This window comes from Mesorhizobium waimense (assembly GCF_003601975.1).
Taxonomy (GTDB): domain Bacteria; phylum Pseudomonadota; class Alphaproteobacteria; order Rhizobiales; family Rhizobiaceae; genus Mesorhizobium; species Mesorhizobium waimense.
Genome location: NZ_QZWZ01000047.1, coordinates 1 through 19,440, shown reverse-complemented (window position 1 = coordinate 19,440; position 19,440 = coordinate 1). Strand labels below are relative to the sequence as shown.

16 protein-coding genes and 6 pseudogenes are annotated in these 19,440 nt (G+C 60.1%); 19 read left to right on the top strand and 3 right to left on the bottom strand.

The features are described from left to right. Positions 1-58: 58 nt before the first annotated feature. Positions 59-391: a hypothetical protein gene (locus tag D3227_RS41285; RefSeq protein WP_147377740.1), complete on the bottom strand. Its 333-nt coding sequence runs from the start codon at positions 389-391 to the stop codon at positions 59-61. A 445-nt stretch (positions 392-836) separates the two neighbouring features. Between D3227_RS41285 and nifH the strand changes: the two genes are divergently transcribed. The 19 genes and pseudogenes from nifH to D3227_RS32985 all read left to right on the top strand — a co-directional run. Continuing rightward, positions 837-1,730, top strand: coding sequence for a nitrogenase iron protein (nifH, locus tag D3227_RS33070; RefSeq protein ID WP_120018367.1), 894 nt, complete (start codon positions 837-839; stop codon positions 1,728-1,730). A 102-nt stretch (positions 1,731-1,832) separates the two neighbouring features. Continuing rightward, positions 1,833-3,335 (top strand): nitrogenase molybdenum-iron protein alpha chain, encoded by a 1,503-nt coding sequence (nifD, locus tag D3227_RS33065; RefSeq protein ID WP_120018366.1) that lies wholly within the window; start codon positions 1,833-1,835, stop codon positions 3,333-3,335. Between the two features lie 132 nt (positions 3,336-3,467). Continuing rightward, positions 3,468-5,009, top strand: coding sequence for a nitrogenase molybdenum-iron protein subunit beta (gene nifK / locus D3227_RS33060; protein ID WP_120018365.1), 1,542 nt, complete (start codon positions 3,468-3,470; stop codon positions 5,007-5,009). Positions 5,010-5,072: 63 nt separating this feature from the next. Further along, positions 5,073-6,563, top strand: coding sequence for a nitrogenase iron-molybdenum cofactor biosynthesis protein NifE (gene nifE / locus D3227_RS33055; protein WP_120018389.1), 1,491 nt, complete (start codon positions 5,073-5,075; stop codon positions 6,561-6,563). Between the two features lie 9 nt (positions 6,564-6,572). Continuing rightward, the gene (gene nifN, locus D3227_RS33050) at positions 6,573-7,955 is read left to right on the top strand and encodes a nitrogenase iron-molybdenum cofactor biosynthesis protein NifN (protein WP_120018364.1); all 1,383 of its coding nucleotides are present in this window, start codon (positions 6,573-6,575) and stop codon (positions 7,953-7,955) included. Continuing rightward, positions 7,921-8,418, top strand: a complete 498-nt coding sequence (gene nifX / locus D3227_RS33045; RefSeq protein ID WP_120018363.1) for a nitrogen fixation protein NifX — start codon at positions 7,921-7,923, stop codon at positions 8,416-8,418. Before nifN ends, nifX begins: the two co-directional genes overlap by 35 nt. A gap of 16 nt (positions 8,419-8,434) precedes the next feature. Next, positions 8,435-8,914, top strand: coding sequence for a NifX-associated nitrogen fixation protein (locus D3227_RS33040; RefSeq protein ID WP_120018362.1), 480 nt, complete (start codon positions 8,435-8,437; stop codon positions 8,912-8,914). Between the two features lie 27 nt (positions 8,915-8,941). Further along, positions 8,942-9,727, top strand: a complete 786-nt coding sequence (locus tag D3227_RS33035; RefSeq protein WP_120018361.1) for a response regulator transcription factor — start codon at positions 8,942-8,944, stop codon at positions 9,725-9,727. A gap of 345 nt (positions 9,728-10,072) precedes the next feature. Next, positions 10,073-10,717: a universal stress protein gene (locus D3227_RS33030; protein WP_245451993.1), complete on the top strand. Its 645-nt coding sequence runs from the start codon at positions 10,073-10,075 to the stop codon at positions 10,715-10,717. 69 nt (positions 10,718-10,786) lie between these two features. After that, positions 10,787-11,164: a hypothetical protein gene (locus D3227_RS41280; RefSeq protein WP_147377739.1), complete on the top strand. Its 378-nt coding sequence runs from the start codon at positions 10,787-10,789 to the stop codon at positions 11,162-11,164. 205 nt (positions 11,165-11,369) lie between these two features. Continuing rightward, positions 11,370-11,873: a phasin family protein gene (locus tag D3227_RS33025; protein ID WP_147377738.1), complete on the top strand. Its 504-nt coding sequence runs from the start codon at positions 11,370-11,372 to the stop codon at positions 11,871-11,873. 275 nt (positions 11,874-12,148) lie between these two features. Further along, complete coding sequence (locus D3227_RS33020; RefSeq protein ID WP_120018358.1) at positions 12,149-12,352, top strand: CCE_0567 family metalloprotein; 204 nt, start codon at positions 12,149-12,151, stop codon at positions 12,350-12,352. Next, positions 12,349-12,666: a ferredoxin III, nif-specific gene (gene fdxB, locus D3227_RS33015; RefSeq protein ID WP_120018357.1), complete on the top strand. Its 318-nt coding sequence runs from the start codon at positions 12,349-12,351 to the stop codon at positions 12,664-12,666. The genes D3227_RS33020 and fdxB overlap by 4 nt, the downstream gene beginning before the upstream one ends. Then, the gene (locus D3227_RS33010) at positions 12,575-12,946 is read left to right on the top strand and encodes an exopolysaccharide production repressor protein (protein WP_342634033.1); all 372 of its coding nucleotides are present in this window, start codon (positions 12,575-12,577) and stop codon (positions 12,944-12,946) included. Before fdxB ends, D3227_RS33010 begins: the two co-directional genes overlap by 92 nt. 234 nt (positions 12,947-13,180) lie before the next feature. Then, a pseudogene (locus tag D3227_RS44150) lies at positions 13,181-13,962 on the top strand (1-aminocyclopropane-1-carboxylate deaminase); the annotation flags it as partial. Positions 13,963-14,078: 116 nt separating this feature from the next. Further along, positions 14,079-14,602 (top strand): annotated as a pseudogene (locus D3227_RS33000) (transposase); the annotation flags it as partial. A gap of 250 nt (positions 14,603-14,852) precedes the next feature. Further along, a pseudogene (locus tag D3227_RS32995) lies at positions 14,853-15,189 on the top strand (helix-turn-helix domain-containing protein); the annotation flags it as partial. An 88-nt stretch (positions 15,190-15,277) separates the two neighbouring features. Beyond that, positions 15,278-16,435 (top strand): IS110 family RNA-guided transposase, encoded by a 1,158-nt coding sequence (locus D3227_RS32990; protein ID WP_425374580.1) that lies wholly within the window; start codon positions 15,278-15,280, stop codon positions 16,433-16,435. A gap of 305 nt (positions 16,436-16,740) precedes the next feature. Next, positions 16,741-16,881 (top strand): annotated as a pseudogene (locus D3227_RS32985) (IS630 family transposase); the annotation flags it as partial. On the opposite strand, the pseudogene D3227_RS32980 reads toward D3227_RS32985, so the two are convergent. Beyond that, positions 16,827-17,911 (bottom strand): annotated as a pseudogene (locus D3227_RS32980) (IS701 family transposase); the annotation flags it as partial. The pseudogenes D3227_RS32985 and D3227_RS32980 sit on opposite strands and share 55 nt — an antisense overlap. Positions 17,912-17,948: 37 nt before the next feature. Beyond that, positions 17,949-19,217: pseudogene (locus D3227_RS43910) on the bottom strand (IS256 family transposase). Between the last annotated feature and the right edge of the window lie 223 nt (positions 19,218-19,440).

Below are 19,440 nucleotides of genomic sequence, written 5' to 3'. Positions count from 1 at the left end.
AATATGCGCTTTCACAACAAATCTATTTCCCAATGACGGCAGCGGAGGCGGCGGAAGTCTATCCGCCATCGGTCAGATCATCGCGACTGTCGGCACCGTATTCGCGGTAGGCGTAGCCTTCTATTTCCATTTTCGAACCCGCCGCTGGTAACCTATCGCGGTCAAGATCTGTGAGACCGGTACGGCAGCGTTTTCCTCTTGGCGCCCACATGATTTGAGGGTTCAGGCGGCTCATCGAGATCGGCGCGCCAAGGATGGCGGTTACCCGTTTTAGGCGAGGATGTGGTTTTGATGTTGGTAGCTGGCAAGTGAGCAGGTGACATAGCTCCATCCAGTCCTCGCCGAAGGCATGCTCGACCTTCTGTCGCCGCACCGGCACGACGTCGGGCATGCCGTTGGGCATCGTAAAATTAAGAGAGGGCTGACGAATTTGTACGATGAAGCGTGCATATACAGGATGGCCCCAATCCGCTTATCGCCGCTACCGTTCCCCGCCTCGCCCTGGCCACAGCGCAGATTGCTCACCTCGCTGCTGCCTGAATTCGCGACCCGTTGTCATCAATATGCCCGACGCGCGACGATTTACGATCTCGTCTCTTTTACGCCATCTGCCACCTTCTGTCGCCTTTGTCGGGTCCACGACACAGGCGTGTTTGGCCAATCTCTTGTTTTGTCCTTAGGCTAAATAGCTGAAAAGCAACCACGAAATTCTTCTTCGACCCCATCAGGCAAGTTGGCACGAGTCTTGAAACCTTGAGTACGAGGCGGCGAGAGCTGCCGGCCGGCATTCATGTCGCGGGCAGCCGCGATGGGTGAAAAGAAGGAAGGAACGCTACATGTCAGGTCTGCGTCAGATCGCATTCTACGGCAAAGGGGGGATCGGCAAATCCACCACCTCCCAGAATACACTCGCCGCACTTGTCGACCTCGGGCAGAAGATCCTTATCGTCGGCTGTGACCCCAAAGCCGACTCCACCCGCCTGATCCTGAACGCAAAGGCGCAGGATACGGTCCTACATCTCGCGGCGCAGGAAGGCTCGGTTGAAGACCTCGAACTCGAGGATGTGCTCAAGGTCGGCTACAAAGGCATCAAGTGCGTGGAGTCCGGCGGCCCCGAGCCGGGTGTCGGCTGCGCCGGCCGCGGCGTCATCACCTCGATCAACTTCCTTGAGGAGAACGGCGCCTATGACGATATGGACTATGTATCCTACGACGTGCTCGGCGATGTCGTGTGCGGCGGCTTCGCGATGCCGATCCGCGAGAACAAGGCGCAGGAAATCTACATCGTCATGTCCGGCGAGATGATGGCGCTTTATGCCGCCAACAACATCGCCAAGGGCATCCTGAAATATGCCCATTCGGGCGGCGTGCGGCTCGGCGGCCTGATCTGCAACGAACGCCAAACCGACCGCGAGCTCGACCTTGCCGAAGCACTGGCCGCCAAGCTCAATTCCAAGCTCATCCATTTTGTGCCGCGCGACAACATCGTTCAGCACGCTGAGCTCAGGAAGATGTCAGTCATCCAGTACGCGCCGAACTCCAAGCAGGCGGGGGAATACCGCGCACTGGCCGAGAAGATTCATGGCAATTCCGGCCAGGGCACCGTCCCGACCCCGATCACCATGGAGGAGCTCGAGGACATGCTGCTCGACTTCGGCATCATGAAGACCGACGAGCAGATGCTTGCCGAGCTTCAGGCTAAGGAAACCGTCAAGGCGGTCGCCCAATAACCGCTCCTGCCGCCGCCAGGTGCGGACCTGGAGCTGGCGCGCCTTTTCAAAAGAACGGCGCCTCCTCAATGAGGCGTCACCCGAACCATTAAAAGGGATCCCATGAGCCTGGAATACGAGAATGACGGCGCTCTCCATGCGAAGCTTGTCGAGGAGGTGCTGTCGCAATATCCCGACAAGGCGGCGAAGCGCCGCAAAAAGCACCTTAGCGTTGCAAAGAGCGGAGAAGAGGCTGGCGGGGAAGGCGAGGTCGTCTCCGAATGCGACGTCAAGTCGAACATCAAGTCCATTCCGGGCGTGATGACGATTCGCGGCTGCGCCTATGCCGGCTCTAAAGGCGTGGTGTGGGGTCCAGTCAAGGATATGGTTCATATCTCGCACGGACCGGTCGGCTGCGGGCAATACTCCTGGTCGCAGCGCCGCAACTACTATGTCGGTACGACGGGCATCGACACGTTCGGGACAATGCAGTTCACCTCCGACTTCCAGGAGAAGGACATTGTTTTCGGCGGCGACAAGAAGCTGGAACAGATCATCGACGAGATCGAGGAACTGTTTCCCCTCAACAACGGCATGACCGTGCAATCGGAATGCCCGATCGGCCTGATTGGCGACGACACCGAAGCTGTGTCCCGCAACAAGGCCAAGGAGCTCGAAAAGACGATCGTGCCGGTACGCTGCGAGGGCTTCCGCGGCGTCTCGCAATCGCTTGGCCACCACATCGCCAACGATTCGATCCGCGATTGGGTGTTCGAGAAGAAGCAAGTCGAATTCGAAGCCGGTCCTTATGACGTCAACGTCATCGGCGACTACAATATCGGTGGCGACGCCTGGGCCTCTCGCATCCTGCTTGAGGAGATAGGGCTGCGCGTGGTCGGCAACTGGTCGGGCGATGCTACGCTCGCCGAAATCGAGCGCGCGCCGAAGGCCAAGCTCAATCTCATCCATTGCTACCGGTCGATGAACTACATCTGCCGGCACATGGAGGAAAAATACGGCATCCCCTGGATGGAATACAATTTCTTCGGCCCCTCTCAGATCGAATCCTCTCTGCGCAAGATAGCCAAGCATTTTGGGCCTGAAATCGAGGAGAAGACCGAGAAGGTCATCGCCAAGTACAGGCCGCTTGTCGATGCGGTCATTGCCAAGTACCGGCCGCGCCTCGAAGGCAATACCGTCATGCTCTATGTCGGCGGCCTGCGACCCCGTCACGTCATCACGGCCTACGAAGATCTCGGCATGGTGATCGTCGGCACGGGCTATGAGTTCGCCCACAATGACGACTATCAGCGCACCAGCCATTACGTGAAGAACGGCACGCTGATCTATGACGACGTGACCGGTTACGAGTTGGAGAAGTTCATCGAGGGGGTTCGCCCTAATCTGGTCGGCTCGGGCATCAAGGAAAAGTACCCGGTGCAGAAGATGGGCATACCGTTCCGGCAAATGCACTCCTGGGATTATTCAGGACCATATCACGGCTATGACGGCTTTGCCATTTTCGCCCGCGACGTGGATCTTGCCATCAACAACCCGGTCTGGGACCTATTCCAGGCCCCCTGGAAAAAGAGCCCGAGCCGTGGGCAAGCGTTGGCTGCCGAATAACCACCTGTGTTCAGCTTTGTCTCCCCAAGGGAGACGATGAACGCCTGCGCCCGCGATCCGCGGGAGACCTGAAACGCTCGACGTCCCTGAGCCGCCATATGGCGAGGCCAGATGAAAAAGAGGTAACCACCAATGCCGCAGTCGGCTGAAAAAATTCTCGACCACGCCCCTCTGTTCCGCGAGCCGGAATATAGGCAGATGCTCGCCGAGAAGAAGCTGAATTTCGAATGTCCGCACCCCGATCAGATCGTCACCGATCAACGTGAATTCACCAAGACCTGGGAATACCGCGAAAAGAATCTCGCCCGCGAAGCGCTTGTGGTGAACCCCGCCAAGGCCTGCCAGCCGCTCGGCGCAGTGTTCGCGGCCGCGGGCTTCGAGCGAACGATGTCCTTCGTCCATGGCAGCCAGGGCTGCGTGGCCTACTACCGCTCGCACCTGTCGCGCCATTTCAAGGAGCCTGCTTCGGCGGTTTCCTCCTCGATGACTGAAGATGCGGCGGTTTTCGGCGGCCTGAAGAACATGGTCGATGGACTAGCCAACACCTACCAGCTCTATGACCCGAAGATGATCGCCGTCTCCACGACTTGTATGGCCGAGGTCATTGGCGACGACCTGCACAGCTTCATCGAGAATGCCAAGGACGAAAACTCCGTCCCGCGCGATTTCGACGTGCCCTTTGCCCACACGCCGGCTTTCGTCGGCAGCCATGTCGATGGCTATGACGGCATGGTCAAGGGCATTCTGGAGCACTTCTGGAAAGGCCAGGAGCGCAGTCAAGTCAAGGGAACCATCAACATCATCCCGGGCTTCGACGGCTTCTGCGTCGGCAACAACCGTGAACTCAAGCGCCTGCTCGATCTGATAGGCGTGTCCTACACCTTCATCCAGGACGCCTCTGACCAGTTCGACACGCCGTCGGACGGCGAATACCGCATGTACGACGGTGGCACGAAGATTGAAGACGTGAAGAAGGCACTTAACGCCGAGGCGACAGTTTCACTACAGCGTTACAACACCCGAAAAACGCTCGAGTATTGCGAGGAAGTCGGGCAGGCGACGGCCCCATTCCATTATCCGCTCGGCGTCCAGGCGACCGACGAATTGCTGATGAAGGTCTCGGCGATTTCCGGCAAGGAGATCCCGGAGACAATCCGCCTGGAGCGCGGCCGACTGATTGATGCCATGGCGGACAGCCAGTCCTGGCTGCACGGCAAGAAATACGCGATCTACGGCGATCCGGACTTCGTCTACGCCATGGCCCGCTTCATCATGGAAACCGGCGGCGAGCCGACACATTGCCTCGCCACCAATGGCACATCGGCATGGAAAGCCGAGTTGAAGGAACTGCTTGGTTCCTCACCGTACGGCAAGGATGCTCAAGTGTGGGCAGGCAAGGACCTGTGGGCGATGCGCTCACTGCTCTTCACCGAGCCGGTGGACCTGCTGATCGGCAATTCCCATGGCAAGTATCTGGAGCGCGACACCGGCACGCCGCTGATCCGGCTGACGTTTCCGATCTTCGACCGGCACCATCACCATCGCTTTGCACTCATGGGCTACCAGGGCGGGCTACGCGTGCTGACGGCGATCCTCGACAAGATCTTCGACAAGCTCGATCGCGAGACGAGCCAGACGGGCGTGACGGACTATTCCTATGACCTCACCCGCTGAGCGCCGCGGCCGGCTTTTCGTCGAAGCCGGCCACCTTCCACTGGCCTTTTGGAGACCGATGCAATGTCCTCGCTCAGCGCCAAGATTCAGGATGTCTTCAACGAGCCCGCCTGCGATAAGAACCGTAACAAGGATGCCAAGGCGCGCAAACAGGGCTGCGCAAAGCCGCTGACGCCGGGAGCGGCAGCCGGCGGCTGCGCCTTCGATGGCGCCAAGATCGTGCTGCAGCCGATCACCGACGTTGCGCACCTAGTCCATGGGCCGCTCGCATGCGAGGGCAATTCCTGGGACAACCGCGGCTCGGCTTCGTCCGGGCCAACGCTGTGGCGCACTAGCTTCACCACCGATCTTGCCGCACTCGACATCGTGATGGGGCAGGGCGAGCGTAAACTTTTCAAAGCGATCCGCGAGATCAAGGAGGCACATGCGCCGCCAGCAATCTTCGTCTACTCGACTTGCGTAACGGCGCTGATCGGCGACGACATCGAGGCCGTCTGCAAGCGCGCGGGGGAAAAATTCGGCTTGGCCGTGGTGCCGGTCAATGTGCCGGGCCTGGCCGGGTCGAAGAACCTCGGCAACAAGCTCGCCGGCGAGGCTTTGCTCGAACACGTCATCGGCACCGTGGAACCCGACGACGCCGGGCCCCACGACATCAACATCCTTGGCGAATTCAACCTATCGGGTGAGTTCTGGCTGGTGAAGCCGCTGCTTGATCGGCTTGGCATCCGGGTGCGCGCCTGCATTCCGGGGGACGCGCGATACATCGACGTTGCGTCGGCTCACCGCGCCCGCGCGGCTATGATGGTGTGCTCGACCGCACTTATCAATCTGGGCCGCAAGATGGAGGAGCGCTGGGACATCCCGTTCTTCGAGGGCTCCTTCTACGGCATCACCGATACCTCCGAAGCACTTCGCAACATTGCTGAACTGCTGGTGAGGAAAGGCGCCGATCGACAGATCCTCGATCGCACTGAGACGCTGATTGCACAGGAGGAGGCGATTGCGTGGAAGAAGCTCGAGGCTTATCGGCCGCGGCTGCAAGGCAAGCGCGTGTTGCTCAACACAGGTGGTGTCAAGTCATGGTCAGTCGTCCACGCGCTGACGGAGATCGGCATCGAGATCGTCGGCACCTCGGTAAAAAAATCCACGCTCGAAGACAAGGAGCGCATCAAACAGATCCTCAAGGACGACAACCACATGTTCGAGCAGATGCCAGCGCGCGACCTTTACGCCATGCTCTCAGAACAGAAGGCCGATATCATGCTGTCGGGCGGACGCACGCAATTCATCGCGCTCAAGGCCAAGACGCCCTGGCTCGATATCAACCAGGAGCGCCAGCATCCTTATGCCGGCTATGACGGCATGGTGGAACTCGTACGCCAGATCGACCTCGCCATTCATAACCCGATCTGGCACCAGGTGCGCGACCCGGCCCCGTGGGATCGCCAGGCTGATGTGAAGGACGAACTGCCGGGTACCAAGAGCGAGGCCGCGACCTTGCACGCTGCCGAAGAATTCGCCGGCCCGACGGCCGGCGATTTCGGCGAGTGTTGAGGAAAACCGATGTCCCGCATCCTTTCCCAGACCAAATCAGCCGCGGTCAATCCGCTGAAGTCGTCACAGCCGCTCGGTGCCGCCTTGGCCTTTCTTGGAGTCGAAGGCGCAATGCCGCTGTTCCACGGCAGCCAGGGCTGCACCAGCTTCGCGCTCGTGCTCTTGGTACGGCACTTCAAGGAAGCCATCCCGCTGCAGACCACCGCGATGGACGAGGTGACGACGATCCTCGGCGGGGCGGACAATCTTGAAGAGGCGATCCTCAACATCAAGGCTCGCACGAAGCCGAAGCTGATCGGGGTCTGCACGACGGCGCTGGTCGAAACCCGTGGCGAAGATACAGCAGGAGACGTCGCCGACATCAGGCTGAAACGCGCGCAAGACCTCCCAGGCACCGAGATCGTGCTGGCCAATACGCCGGATTTCGAAGGCGCAATCGAGGAGGGCTGGGCCAAGGCAGTCACCGCGATGATCGAACGGCTTACACGCCCTGGCGAGCAGGTGCGGCAGTCAAAGAAGATCGCGATCCTCCCCGGCTGGAACCTCACCGTGGCTGACATCGAGCATTTGCGTGACATGATTGAAAACTTCGGACTCGAGCCGGTGATCCTGCCGGACGTCTCCGGCTCGCTCGACGGCACCGTGCCTGAGCGCTGGGTCACGACCACCTATGGCGGCACCAGCGTGGAGGGTATCCGCGAACTTGGCACGGCCCAGTACTGCATCGCCATCGGCGAGCACATGCGTCGCTCGGCGGAGGTGCTGCGGAAGGTGACGGGCGTCCCTTACGTGCTGTTTCAGTCGCTGACCGGATTGAAGAGCACCGACCGGTTCGTCTCGCTCTTGTCCGCGATCTCGGGTGAACCTGTGCCGGCAGGTGTGCGCCGCCGCCGGGCACAATTGCAGGATGCGTTGCTCGACGGACATTTCCATTTCGGAGGCAAGAAAATTGCGATCGCAGCTGAACCAGACCAACTCTACCAACTCGCAACTTTCTTCATCGGCATGGGCTGCGAAATCGCCGCAGCGGTCACCACGACCGATATGTCGAAAATTCTGGAAAAAGTACCGGCGCAGTCGGTTCAGATCGGTGATCTCGGCGATCTGGAAACTCTTGGCGCCAGTGCCGATCTCCTCGTCACCCATTCGCACGGACGTCAGGCGGCAGAGCGCCTCGGCATTCCGCTCATGCGCGTCGGCTTCCCCGTCTTCGACCGGCTCGGCAGCCAGCACAAGCCCACAATCCTCTATCAGGGCATCCGCGACCTGGTTTTCGAGGTTGCCAACATTTTCCAAGCTAACCGGCAGGCGCCGACGCGTGAGGAACTCTGTCCACTCGGTAAGCGAGAAACGCCAGATGGGTCCCGTCCGTCGCCTCTCAGTCGTCCCTGACGAAGTCCACGGTCCCCTGCGTGAACGACCAGCAGGCGCATTGCGCGTGGCAATCGCTACGCAAGACATGAAGGATCTCAATGCGCATTTCGGGTCCGCCAGGCGCTTTGCCATCTACGACGTGACGCGCGAGGAATGGAGTCTCGTGGAAGCCGTGGCCTTCGACGATGTTTCCGACCAGAGCGGGAAGCATCAGGCCGAGGGCGATGATCGTATCACGCCGAAGGTGCACGCCCTGAAGGGATGTCATCTCCTGTTTTGCCTGGCGATCGGCGGGCCTTCGGCAGCGAAGCTTGTTTCGGCGAAAATCCATCCGATCAAGGTGCCTCAGCCGGAAAGCATTCAGGAGGTGCTGTTGCGCACGCAGATAATGCTCAGGACGTGTCCTCCCCCCTGGCTGCGCAAGGTGCTGGCGGAGGCAGGCGCCACCAACAAGAAGCCGTCCTTCGAGGACGAGGACTGAGATGAGGAGAAGCGAAATGTCTGATGCCGCGGTTGGCCCTGCGATCGCCGACGACGAGGCGGCCCTTGCCACCCCATTCGTCAAATGCCTTGTGCGGCTGATCCGTGCGCAGGATTCCTACGGGTCATGGGAAGGCAAACCGGATGCCGAGCTGCTGGGAGACTTTATCCTCACCAAGGAACAGCGCCGTGCGATCCCAATCGTCGACGATCCGGATCCGGACGTGCTGTGGAGGCTCGATAAGTTCTACGCCGCCGTCGGGCTTGCGATCGAGGAACGCTCCGGGCTGATGGCATCTCCGGTGATGGAGATGAGTCACGAGGGCTTTGGACGCGTCATTTTCACGGCCGGGCGGCTGGTTGTTCTGTCGAAGACCCTGCGCGACGTCCACCGGTTCGGCTTCGAGACGCTCTGGAAGCTCGCAGCGGCCGGCACGAAACTGGCCGGCGATGCGATCGCAACGATCGAGGCCTATCCCGAGGTGGCAAGGTCGTGAGGAAACCGGTTGTCGAGCAGGGGGGGCATGTCAGGTCTTGAGCAGCCGCGATGGCCAGCCCACGCAGCCGACGCGGTCCAGGCCGATGCGGTCGTTGGGGTAGCGCTGATGAAGCCACTCGTCCTGATCTGTTCGCAAGATGCGGAGTTCTATCTGTTCCTCAGCCACATATTGGAGGTGGATGGATTTACCAGTGAGCCGGCAGGCGGCGCGAAGGAAGCACTTGCAAGGGCCGACGAACGGGAATTCCGGGCCGTGGTGCTGGACTGCGGGCCAGTGAGCATAACCGGGTCCGCAATCTGCGCCCGGCTCAAGCGGGAGCCTCGGACCGGCAGCCTGCCCATTATTGCCCTGATTGCCCCCGGCGCCGAAAACCAGCACCTCGATCTCCTGAAGGCAGGCATTGACGAGAGCTTTGTGCGGCCGATCGCCCCAGCCAAGCTGCTCGACTGTCTACGCGCGAAGCTGGCGTTGACGAAGCGGGGTTCGAACGGGTTTGAAAACGGCGGCTGGCTCTCCTGTGGCAAGCTTGAGATGAAGCTCGACGCCCACCGGGTTCGTGGCAATGGCCACGAGATCCATCTCGGGCCGATCGAGTTCAACCTGCTGCGGCTTTTGCTTGAGGCACCCGGCAAGGTCTTCACTCGGGACGAACTGATTGGCGCGGCCTGGCCGGCCAACATCCATGTCGGTGTACGCACCGTCGATGTCCATATGAGCCGGCTCAGAAAGGCGCTGAAGGAGGCCTCGCCTGGCATCGCCATCCGTACCGTCAGATCGGCCGGCTACTCACTCGAGGAGCTGGACGGCTGAATGGATAACGGCTGCTGCCATTCCCCCATCTCCGTCGTGCTTAGGGCAAGTTTCGCGGCTCTGAAACGCGCCTAAAGGACATGTTCAGAAAGAAGCAGTCAAATGACTTTCAGAAGCGTACTCAATGTGACGGGGTCAGACCATGGCGATCAGGACGTCAGAATAGCTGCCACCTTGTGTGCCGAAGTTGGTGCGTATCTTTCGGTTCTGGTGATGTCGCCTCCGCCGCTCGTTATGGCGTCTCCGCTGCTCGGCGATGGCATCCCCGAGTGGCCTAGACAAAGCGCAGTGGCTATCGCCAGACTGGAAAAACGGTATAGGCAGATCGAGAGATTCTCACAGGACATGGCCACACTGGAAAAAACAGCCAGGGAAATTCAGACGCTGCTAAGAGCAATGTGGCTTTGCTATGACGTCGATACCGACTACTGCGATCAGGCCAGCGTCGGTGACGCGGTGCGACAGCGGGCGCTCTGCGCCGACCTCACGATCGTCGGACCCGCACTTCTCAACGATGATCATCTTGGACCTTCTGTCGTCAACGGCAGCTTGTTCGATACGGGAAAGCCGGTGCTTGTTGTGCCGAAGGGCGCTGAGGCGACACTGTCGCCACGGCGCGTGGTGGTCTGCTGGGATTCGCGAGTCGAGGCGTCCCGTGCGGTTCGGGAAGCGCTGGATATCTTGTCCCGTGCTGAGGAAGTTCGTGTCACACTCGTCGATCCGGAGCCAATCTGCAACGCAAACGGCGCGGAGCCCGGAGCCGACATTGCAGCCTATCTCACCCGGCACGGTGCTCGGGTGGCGGTCGACCGGCTGCCGAGCGCCGGCAAACCGGCGGCCACGGTGCTCGCGCAGCACGCGATCGACACATCTGCCGACATGATCGTCATGGGCGCTTATGGCAGCCGCCGGCTGCGCGAGCGGCTCTTTGGCGGCGTTACGAGATGGATCGTTGGGAAGCCGGCCTTGCCGCTGTTTCTGGCTCGCTGACCGGGTTCGGACTGCTCATCGGGACCGTTCCTTGTGCGCCTGATGCCGCAGGTCCGTTTGAAGAAGCCAGTGAAGCCTTTCGACCGGGAGGAGCAATGCGACGCGGCTTTGCCGGGCAACGTGAATGTGCTGCAATTCGCGAGGCTTGGTGCGCCCTCGTTCGCTGGGACTTTCTCCGAAGTGTCATCAGGCCAGGTCACCAGGGAGATCCCTCCATATCGGCGGCTTAGAAGTGCGTTGAAATCAGCCTTGCACCTTGGTGTCTTTACATCCGGAATGGTCGCCCCAGAAGCCGGACGGCTGAATGTGCGGGATCATTCCCTTTTTCTTGTGCTGGGGCATCTGGTCAAGGGTTTGGCGGCAACGGCATGTTCGTATCGCCTTCGCTGTAACAAATATAACGGGTGCGTTACAAATGATATGCAACTGAAACGATTTAAAATATAAATAACAAATGCAATTATTTCTTAAAGAATTTAACACAACAATTAATTATCTCGCTTACCTTCTATGCTAAGGTTAAAATGCGTCGTGTCCGTAAGACTGGTTTTATGCCGCTCCCCGTGCGCCGATATAGTCAATAACGCGCGGACATACAAAGCTCGGCTCCGGCCAGCTCAGCCGGACGGAGCCACAGGGCAATGCAAAGAGCTTGGCCGCCAAGGCAATGGTCGAGCAGAAGGAAAACGAAATGGCCAGGACCGAAGACAAAGCTGGCGAGAAGGATCGAACTGCCTGCGTCCTGGCATTAGACCCTGCCAAAACCTCCGGTCATCTCCGTGCAGTCGCCGAAGAAACGAGCGAGCAGTCGACAGGAGCTCTTGTCAAATTTGCGTCGGATGCTGAAGACGCCGGGAGAATGCTCAAAACCATCTTCCAAAGCGAAAGAGCCGTCGGTAACGAACTGTCGCTGGAGACGGTCGCTCTATTGCGGACCAACGCCGAGGCCGCCTTCTCGCATCTGCAGGCGTTGGTTGCTGCGAAGGCGCCGTCGGAGGCCATCGTGCTGCAGTCGAATTTCTTGCGCCAGAGTGCTGAGATGTGTGTGGAGCAGGCCAGGGAATTCCAAGCACTCACCATCATGGCGGCAGCGGACCTCTCCAGGCCGATCAACGACGTCTTGGAGAAAGCGCTGACGGACTTCGAGGCGACCTGATGATGGTGGCGGCACTGAAAGGTCATCCTTTTCGACTCCGTAGCCCGCCGGCTCTAAGGACACCGCCGACGATGGAGGTCAGCCGTGGGTGCATCGAGCGCATGTTTTTTGATGAGTCTGGCTGTTGGTCGGTTAGGTGAAAACCCTTCCCTAGGTGCATGTGGGTCCGCCTTAAAGACGTCTCGGAGCGCGCCGGAGGTGGCGCGAAACTTATGCGACCGCTGCTCTCCCCGACGCGGCATCGGCGCGATGAATGATTTTCGAGGAATGGGATCATGTCAGGGCTTGATGAGTTGCAGAGAAAAGTCCGCAAACTGCAATCGCGCGCGGGAAATGCGAAGATGGAATTGCACGACCTTGCTGAAGATCTCCCGGTAAACTGGACCGAGATCAAGGCGGTCGCCGAGAAAACGTTCGACGTGTTTGCCGAGTTGGATGCTGCCAAGAGAGATCTCGACGCGTTGGAGAGTTCACGATGAGCAGCACTTTCGTCACCCGCGACCGCTCCTATTATATGCCGCAATGTCTGACCGTTATCGACGGCACGACCTGCATCGGCTGCGGCCGCTGTTTTAAAGTCTGCTCGCGCGGGGTCATGCATCTTTACGGCGTCGATGACGCCGGTGAAATCCTCGGTGCCTGCGACGGCAAGGACGATGACTTCGATGGCGAGCTCAATCGCATGATCATGGTGGTCGACCATGCCGGCCGCTGCATTGGCTGCGGAGCCTGCGCCCGAGTCTGCCCGAAGAATTGTCAGACCCATGTCGCGGCCGACCAGGTCGCGGCATGACATGACGAGACAAACGAGGAGAATGGCGTTGCCTTTTAGAACTTTTTTTCGTGTCCTGGTGCTGGTTCTCTGCAGCAACGCTGTGACTGTCTACTTCGCCTCGCATTCTGTCCGTCTTGCAATCGTTACGACGCTGGCCTGCTCGCTGCTGCTTCAGATGGTCTATTTTGCAAGCTTGCTCTTTCTGGTCTGGCGGTCCAACTGCGCTTGTAGAGCGGGTGAAAAAGGACTGAGCATTTCGACAGGGGAAGGAAGTTCGAAACCAGCCGTTAGACCATGACGAGATGAGGGATGAACTTTCGAATGTGCCTCAGCTCGTTTCGATGGGCGGCACATCGCTGCTCTGTTGCGCAGTGACAAGCTCGGACATCAATCTCACGCCACTTTGGGTCAACCAGGGACGTTAAGCTGATCGTTCAAAATAGGTACGCTTGAAATGGCAGAGGTGACCGCATCCTGGGCCGTCCAACGGGAAGAGATGCAGCTGTTTGGTATCGCGGACACATAATAGCCGTCGCAGAACCGCATGGTCGCCGCGGTTGCCGCCGAGATCGGCATGAAATGCCTCCTGGTTCAGGAGAGCTGGGTTCCCCATGAGGATGCCGTCTATGACCGGGTCGGCAATATTCTCTTGAGCCGCATCATGGGAGCAGAGGTGCGCCTGGTCGACGCGGGCTTTGACATTGGCATCCGCCACAGTTGGGAAAAAGCGCTCTGTGAGGTCAAGGCGAGGGGCGGCAGACCGTATGCGATACCCGCCGGCGCCTCTGTCCACCCGAATGGCGGCCTCGGCTATGTGGGCTTCGCGGAAGAGGTGCGCGGTCAGGAGAAACAGCTTGGATTTGCTTTCGACTACATTGTCGTTTGCACGGTCACCGGTTCAACGCACGCCGGCATGCTCGTCGGGTTCGCAGAAGATAACCAACAGCGCAAAGTGATCGGTATCGATGCCTCTGCCACTCCCGAAAGACTAAGGCGCAAGTGCTCAGCATTGCCCAACACACAGCGATGCTTGTCGATCTCGAAACGGAACCTGTCGAGGATGACGTGGTGTTGCTGGAAGACTACGCGTACCCGCGTTATGGCATTCCGTCCCAGGAAACCAAGGAGGCGATCCGTCTATGCGCGCAGCTCGAGGGCATGATTACCGATCCCGTTTATGAGGGCAAATCGATGCAAGGGATGATCGACCTCGTCCAGAAAGGATTCTTTCCGGAAGGGCCGAGGACCCTCTACGCGCATCTCGGCGGCGCGCCGGCTATTAACGGTTATGGCTACACCTTCCGCGACGGCTGACGCCTCGACAGATTGCGATTACGCCGCCCTGCCGTGACGGCGATACGCCGCCCAAAATTCATTCGAGGGCCGTCGGGCAAACCGAGGGAGTCGGCGGTTGATGCTCCAACACGAGGATTGCGGCCGGCGAGAAGCTGGGTCAGCCTCTTCGAAGAGCATGCCGACATCATCGTCAAAGGCAGCCGAGACACCGAGTACGGCCACAAATTCAACCTGACCACCGGCAGGAGTGGCATGAGCCTCGATCTAGTGATCGAAGCAGGCAACCGCCGACGGCGACCGCTTGCTGCCGATGCTGGCGCGCCACATCGATCTCTATGGTCAGGCGCCGCGGCAAGCGGCGGCCGATGGCGGCTTCGCCACGCGCGACAACCTGTCCACGGCCAAGGCGTGGGGCGTTCGCGACATGGCCTTCCACAAGAAGGCCGGCCTCGGGATCGAGGACATGGTCAGAAGCAAGTGGGTCTATCGCAAGCTGCGCAACTTCTGCGCCGGCATCGAAGCCGGCATCTCATGTCTCAAGCGCGCCTACGGCCTTGCCCGCTGCACCTGGCGAGGCCTTGATCACCTCAAGGCCTACGTCTGGTCCTCGGTTGTGGTCTACAACCACGCCCGCTTCACCCGCACCAAGCCGACCTGACACCGAGCCGGTTTCGCGGTTGCGTCGCGCCGGCCTTCGCCGGCCCTCCCAGCGTATGCACGATCGTGCCGACGACACCATTTTGCCGACCGTCGGCTCCGATAACGCTGTGCCATGCCTTCACTCCAGTCAGGCACAAATCATTGTAAGCGCAGCGAAATGCGTGCATTTTTGAACGGAAACTAGTCGTCTGGAACTGAAGTTCATTTCATTATAGGGTTGTGCTCGCGAGTGAAGAAGGAGCGAGACGATGGCCAATGCGACGGGACGGCCGATTTCGCCGCTGGTGTTGAGTGGGGATGAGCGGGCCTATCTTGAGCGTCAGGTTCGCCGGCGTCGTGTGGCGCGGTCGATGTCTGAACGATGCCGGATCATTCTGCGGTGCGCAGATGGCCTTCCCAGCAAGTCCGTGGCAGCCGAACTCGGCGTTCATGAGCAGACCGTTGGCAAGTGGCGGCGGCGCTTTTTGAAGGAGCGCGTTGACGGCCTGCTCCAGCGATCCGCTGTTCGTCGACAAAGTCCGCGATATCGCCGGCCTTCACCTGTCACCGCCCAACAGGGCGCTGTTTCTCAGCGTCGATGAGAAGAGAGATCCCATGGGGAGTGGATAGCGACCAACGCTCTGGCAGAGTGAAGGTTGCTGACCCACCCACTCTGGAGGCGACCATGCAAATTATCACTGACCGATCCCAAGCGCCGACCGCTATTCGCACCAATCTTGGCGCAATTTTCGTCTCACTGGAACTTAGTCGATCGACCTGGCTGATTACATCGCTGTCGCCGGGCGGCGGAGAAAAGATGTCGAAGCATACGGTTCGCAGCGGTGACGTCGCTGGACTACGGGCACGGTTGTCTCAGCTCAAAGACAAGGTTCAGGTCCGCACGGGACAGGTCGTTCCAGTCATCGTGATTCAAGAGGCGGGCCTCGACGGCTTTTGGATCCACCGCTTACTGCAGGACGAACGGGTCGAAAGCCACGTCGTTGACCCCGCTTCAATCGCGACGTCGCGCCGGCGTCGACGGGCGAAGACTGACAAGATCGACGGGGAAGCTCTGGTGCGCGCGTTGCTGGCGTACAAGCGAGGCGAGCCGCGGGTGTGCGCCATGGTTCGAGCACCGACCCCACAAGAGGAGGATCGCCGCCGAATCTGCCGCGAGCGCAAGACGCTGACCGCGGAGCGCGTCGAGCACGTCAATCGGATCAAGGGGCTGCTCTTCGCCCAGGGCATCTCTGACTATGAGCCTTTATTGCGCAAAAGACGGGAACGGCTTGAGGAACTCAGGACCGGTGATGATCGTCCGCTACCTAAGCATTTGAAGGCACAGATTGGACGCGAACTTGATCGACTCGAACTCACGCTTCAGCAGATCAAGTCCGTGGAGACTGAGCGGGATGCTATGCTCAGCCCGTCTGACGAAGGCACGCCAGCGCCGGGAGCAATGTTGAAGAATTTGAAGGGGATTGGCCCGGAATTCGCCGGTGTCCTGTGGTCGGAGGGATTATTCCGAAGCTTTTCCAACCGACGGCAGGTTGCCGCTTATGCCGGATTGGCGCCGACGCCTTGGCGGAGCGGATCCGTCGCGCACGAGCAAGGTGTCTCCAAAGCCGGAAACCCCCGGCTGCGAACAACGATGATCCAGCTCGCCTGGTTGTGGGTAAAGCATCAGCTCCGCTCGATGCTGACCCTGTGGTTTCATCAGCGTGTACAGTCCAATGGTGGCCGAGTTCGGAAAGTCCTGATCGTTGCCTTGGCGCGAAAGCTGCTGATCGCCTTCTGGAAATATGTGACCGCTGGGGTTGTGCTGGAAGGAGTCGAGACAACGGCCGCCTGAGAACAAACGCTTTCCCCTTTTCAATCTCCTGGGGCCTGATCAGCTCCGGCGGATCCAGGTGAGCGGACCGAAATTTGGCCTGGCTTAAAAAGCCGAAGAAGAGAATGGTCCCGCCCTCCTGAGCCTTCGCCCGACGCAAGCGGGATATTGGTGCGGCCGATGAGAGCGGCGACCGGATGTGAGTTTGAAGCGGCATCGGAAACGGGCCGAGTCATGCAAACGGGCTCAGACCTTGGATACGGAGCACGAGCGAGATTTACCATGGAATCCTGATCCGAGCATCTTGACCCGCAAATCCCCATGTGAGCCAAATCCAGGCGCTCGACCGCACCCAGCCCATCCTGCCGATGATGCCCGGCATTCCCGAGCGCCGGACCCATAGCTATGTCCGTCACGGCACCGCTTCCTTGTTCGCAGCCCTCGATATCGCCTCGGGCTTCGTTATGGTAAATGCTACATTGGGGGCAGCTGCGCGAGCGCGGTGAGGATGGCTTGCCTGACGGCGGGTAGGCTCGGTTGGGGCGGCGGGCCGAGGATTCTTTTTTCCCCCTCCCGCTTGTTTGAGGCGGCAAGATTGCAGGAAGGCGTAAGCGATCATCGTCATCAGCGCGTGCCGATGCAGGCCCGTCCATGAGCGCCCCTCGAAGTGGTCGAGGCCAAGTTCCTCCTTGAGCTGCTGATGCGCCTGTTCGCAGACCCAGCGCGCCTTGATGGCGCCTGCGATCTGCTTGAGCGGAGTGTCGGCGGGTAAGTTGGACAGGTAGTATTTGCGCTCGCCGGTCGAGCGGTGCTCGCCGATCACCCAGACCTCCTCGCCGGGCAGATGCTGAGCGCCCATGTCGCGGATGCGCTGGGGTGGGCCATCTGCAACCCGGACACGGACAGCTGCGAAGCGTGCCGAGAGGCGGCCTTTGGTACCACGCCGCCAACTGACCGTCCGCCATTGGGCTTTCTCCAGCATCGCCTGCGCGGTCATCGACTTCACATCAGGGATGTGCCGCTGGCGTGGGCGGCCACGTCCGGCAACGGGGAAGATCATCGCCACGTCGGCGGGATAGACCTTCTGCTTGAACGGGATGCCGACGGCCCAGATCAGGCCGCGCTCGGTGAGCGCCTGCCGGAAGGGGGCGCTCAAGCCATATCCGGCATCGGCGAGCACGCAGCCAAAGCGTATGCCGGCTGCGCGAGCCCGGTCGATCTCGGCCAGCGCGATTTCGGGCTTGGTCCTGGAGGCACGATGGTCCGCGGGCACACCGGCACGATCGAGCCGGGCGGGATCGGAAGTCCAGCTCTCGGGCAGAAACAGCCGCAGCCCCACCATGACCGGCCCTTCGCCAGAGGCCAGCGTCAGCGACTGTTGACGTTCTTGCCAACGCGCCGATGCATATTGCGGCGCGACGCCGACCGAGTGGCGCCCCTTCTTGGGGAGCGCGGTGTCGCCACGATCAGCCACGCACCGTTACCGCCAACTTGTCGACCTGGAGCTATGCTGGAATTTGGGTGACGAGGCTGATCAAGCGGCGCTCTGCGGCTTCGTTTCGATGACCTCGATTCCGTCCAGGAACCTGGCACCTGCGAGCAGTTTCGGCAACTGATTTTGTCCTTTCAATCGTCGCCACGTCCTGGCCGCGGCCATGACCAGCTTGAAGACCATCAGCCTAGCGGTTTTCGAGGATAGCGGGCCCTTGGTACGCACCGTGCGGTGGCGAACGGTGGCAAAGACGCTTGTCGATCTCATCCGACGTTCGCAGATGATCCCAGTGTTCAGCGGGGAAATCGTAGAACGCCAGCAACGCATTCTGATCTTTCGTCAGGCAGTCGACCGCCTTGGCATATTTCGCGTCATATTTTTCGACGAAGACGGCAATTGCCGTCTCGGCCGAGGCCCGGTTGGGAGCGAGATAGATTTCGCGCAGGTCTGCCTTCATGCCGGCCTGCACCGATTTCGGCACCTTGTTGAGAACATTGGCTGTCTTGTGCACCCAGCATCGCTGGTGTTTGGTGCCGGGAAGGAGCTCATCGAGCGCCTTCAGAAGCCAAGCGCGCCGTCGCCCACGGCAAGATCGGGCGCGATCTTAAGGCCACGACGCCTGACGTCGACCAGCAGCTCGCGCCAGCTGTGCGCACCTTCGCGAATACCGGTCTGGAAGCCGACAAGTTACTTCTTGCCCTCGGGTGTGGCGCCGATCAGAACCAGCATGCATTCGGCTTGGTCTTCCATCCGCGCCTGCAGGTAGACCCCGTCCGCCCACACATAGACATAGCGGCGCGCCGAAAGATCGCGCTTTTGCCAACGCTCATAATCGGCGTTCCACTCTGCCGTCAGCCGCGTGATCACCGATGGTGACAGGTTCGGCGCCTCCTTGCCCAAGAGGGCCGCCAGAGCGTCCTGAAAATCCCCGTCGAAACGCCGCGCAGGTAGAGAACGGGAAGCAGCGCATCCAGACTGCGCGTCCGACGCGCCCATTTCGGCAGGATCGATGAGGAGAACCGGACCCGGTCCGCTTCGCCGTTCGCGCCGCGATCCCGGACCTTCACCCGGCTGACAGGCACCGGCCCGATCCCCGTCTGGATGCTCCGCTCCGGGGCGTGACCATGCCGGACAATCCGGTCACGACCATCGGCAAGCTTTGAGATCCTTCATCTCGGCGAGAAACGCCTCGGCTTCCATCTCGATCGCCTGCGCAAGCAATTTGCGCGCGCCGCTGCGAAGCACATCCGTCAGGGGATCATCGATTTCGTTGGGCTGACGAAGGCGGACAATGTTGATAGTCTCGTTCATGGCGTCTCGCTCTCCTTGAGAGGTTCTGGCAGGCTTCATCACCGCCTCGATACGCCGCTCTTCTCAAACCGTCATCCCCCAGTTCGGCCATAGCTCCACCTAGTGGTTTCCGCCTAACATAAGAGTCCGGCTTGGGATTCCCTTTCGCGAGTGCGCATGCGAGTTTGGCGCATGCGCACAGGAATATCCCTCACCGTTTCGCCGATTGATCGCCAGCGCCTGA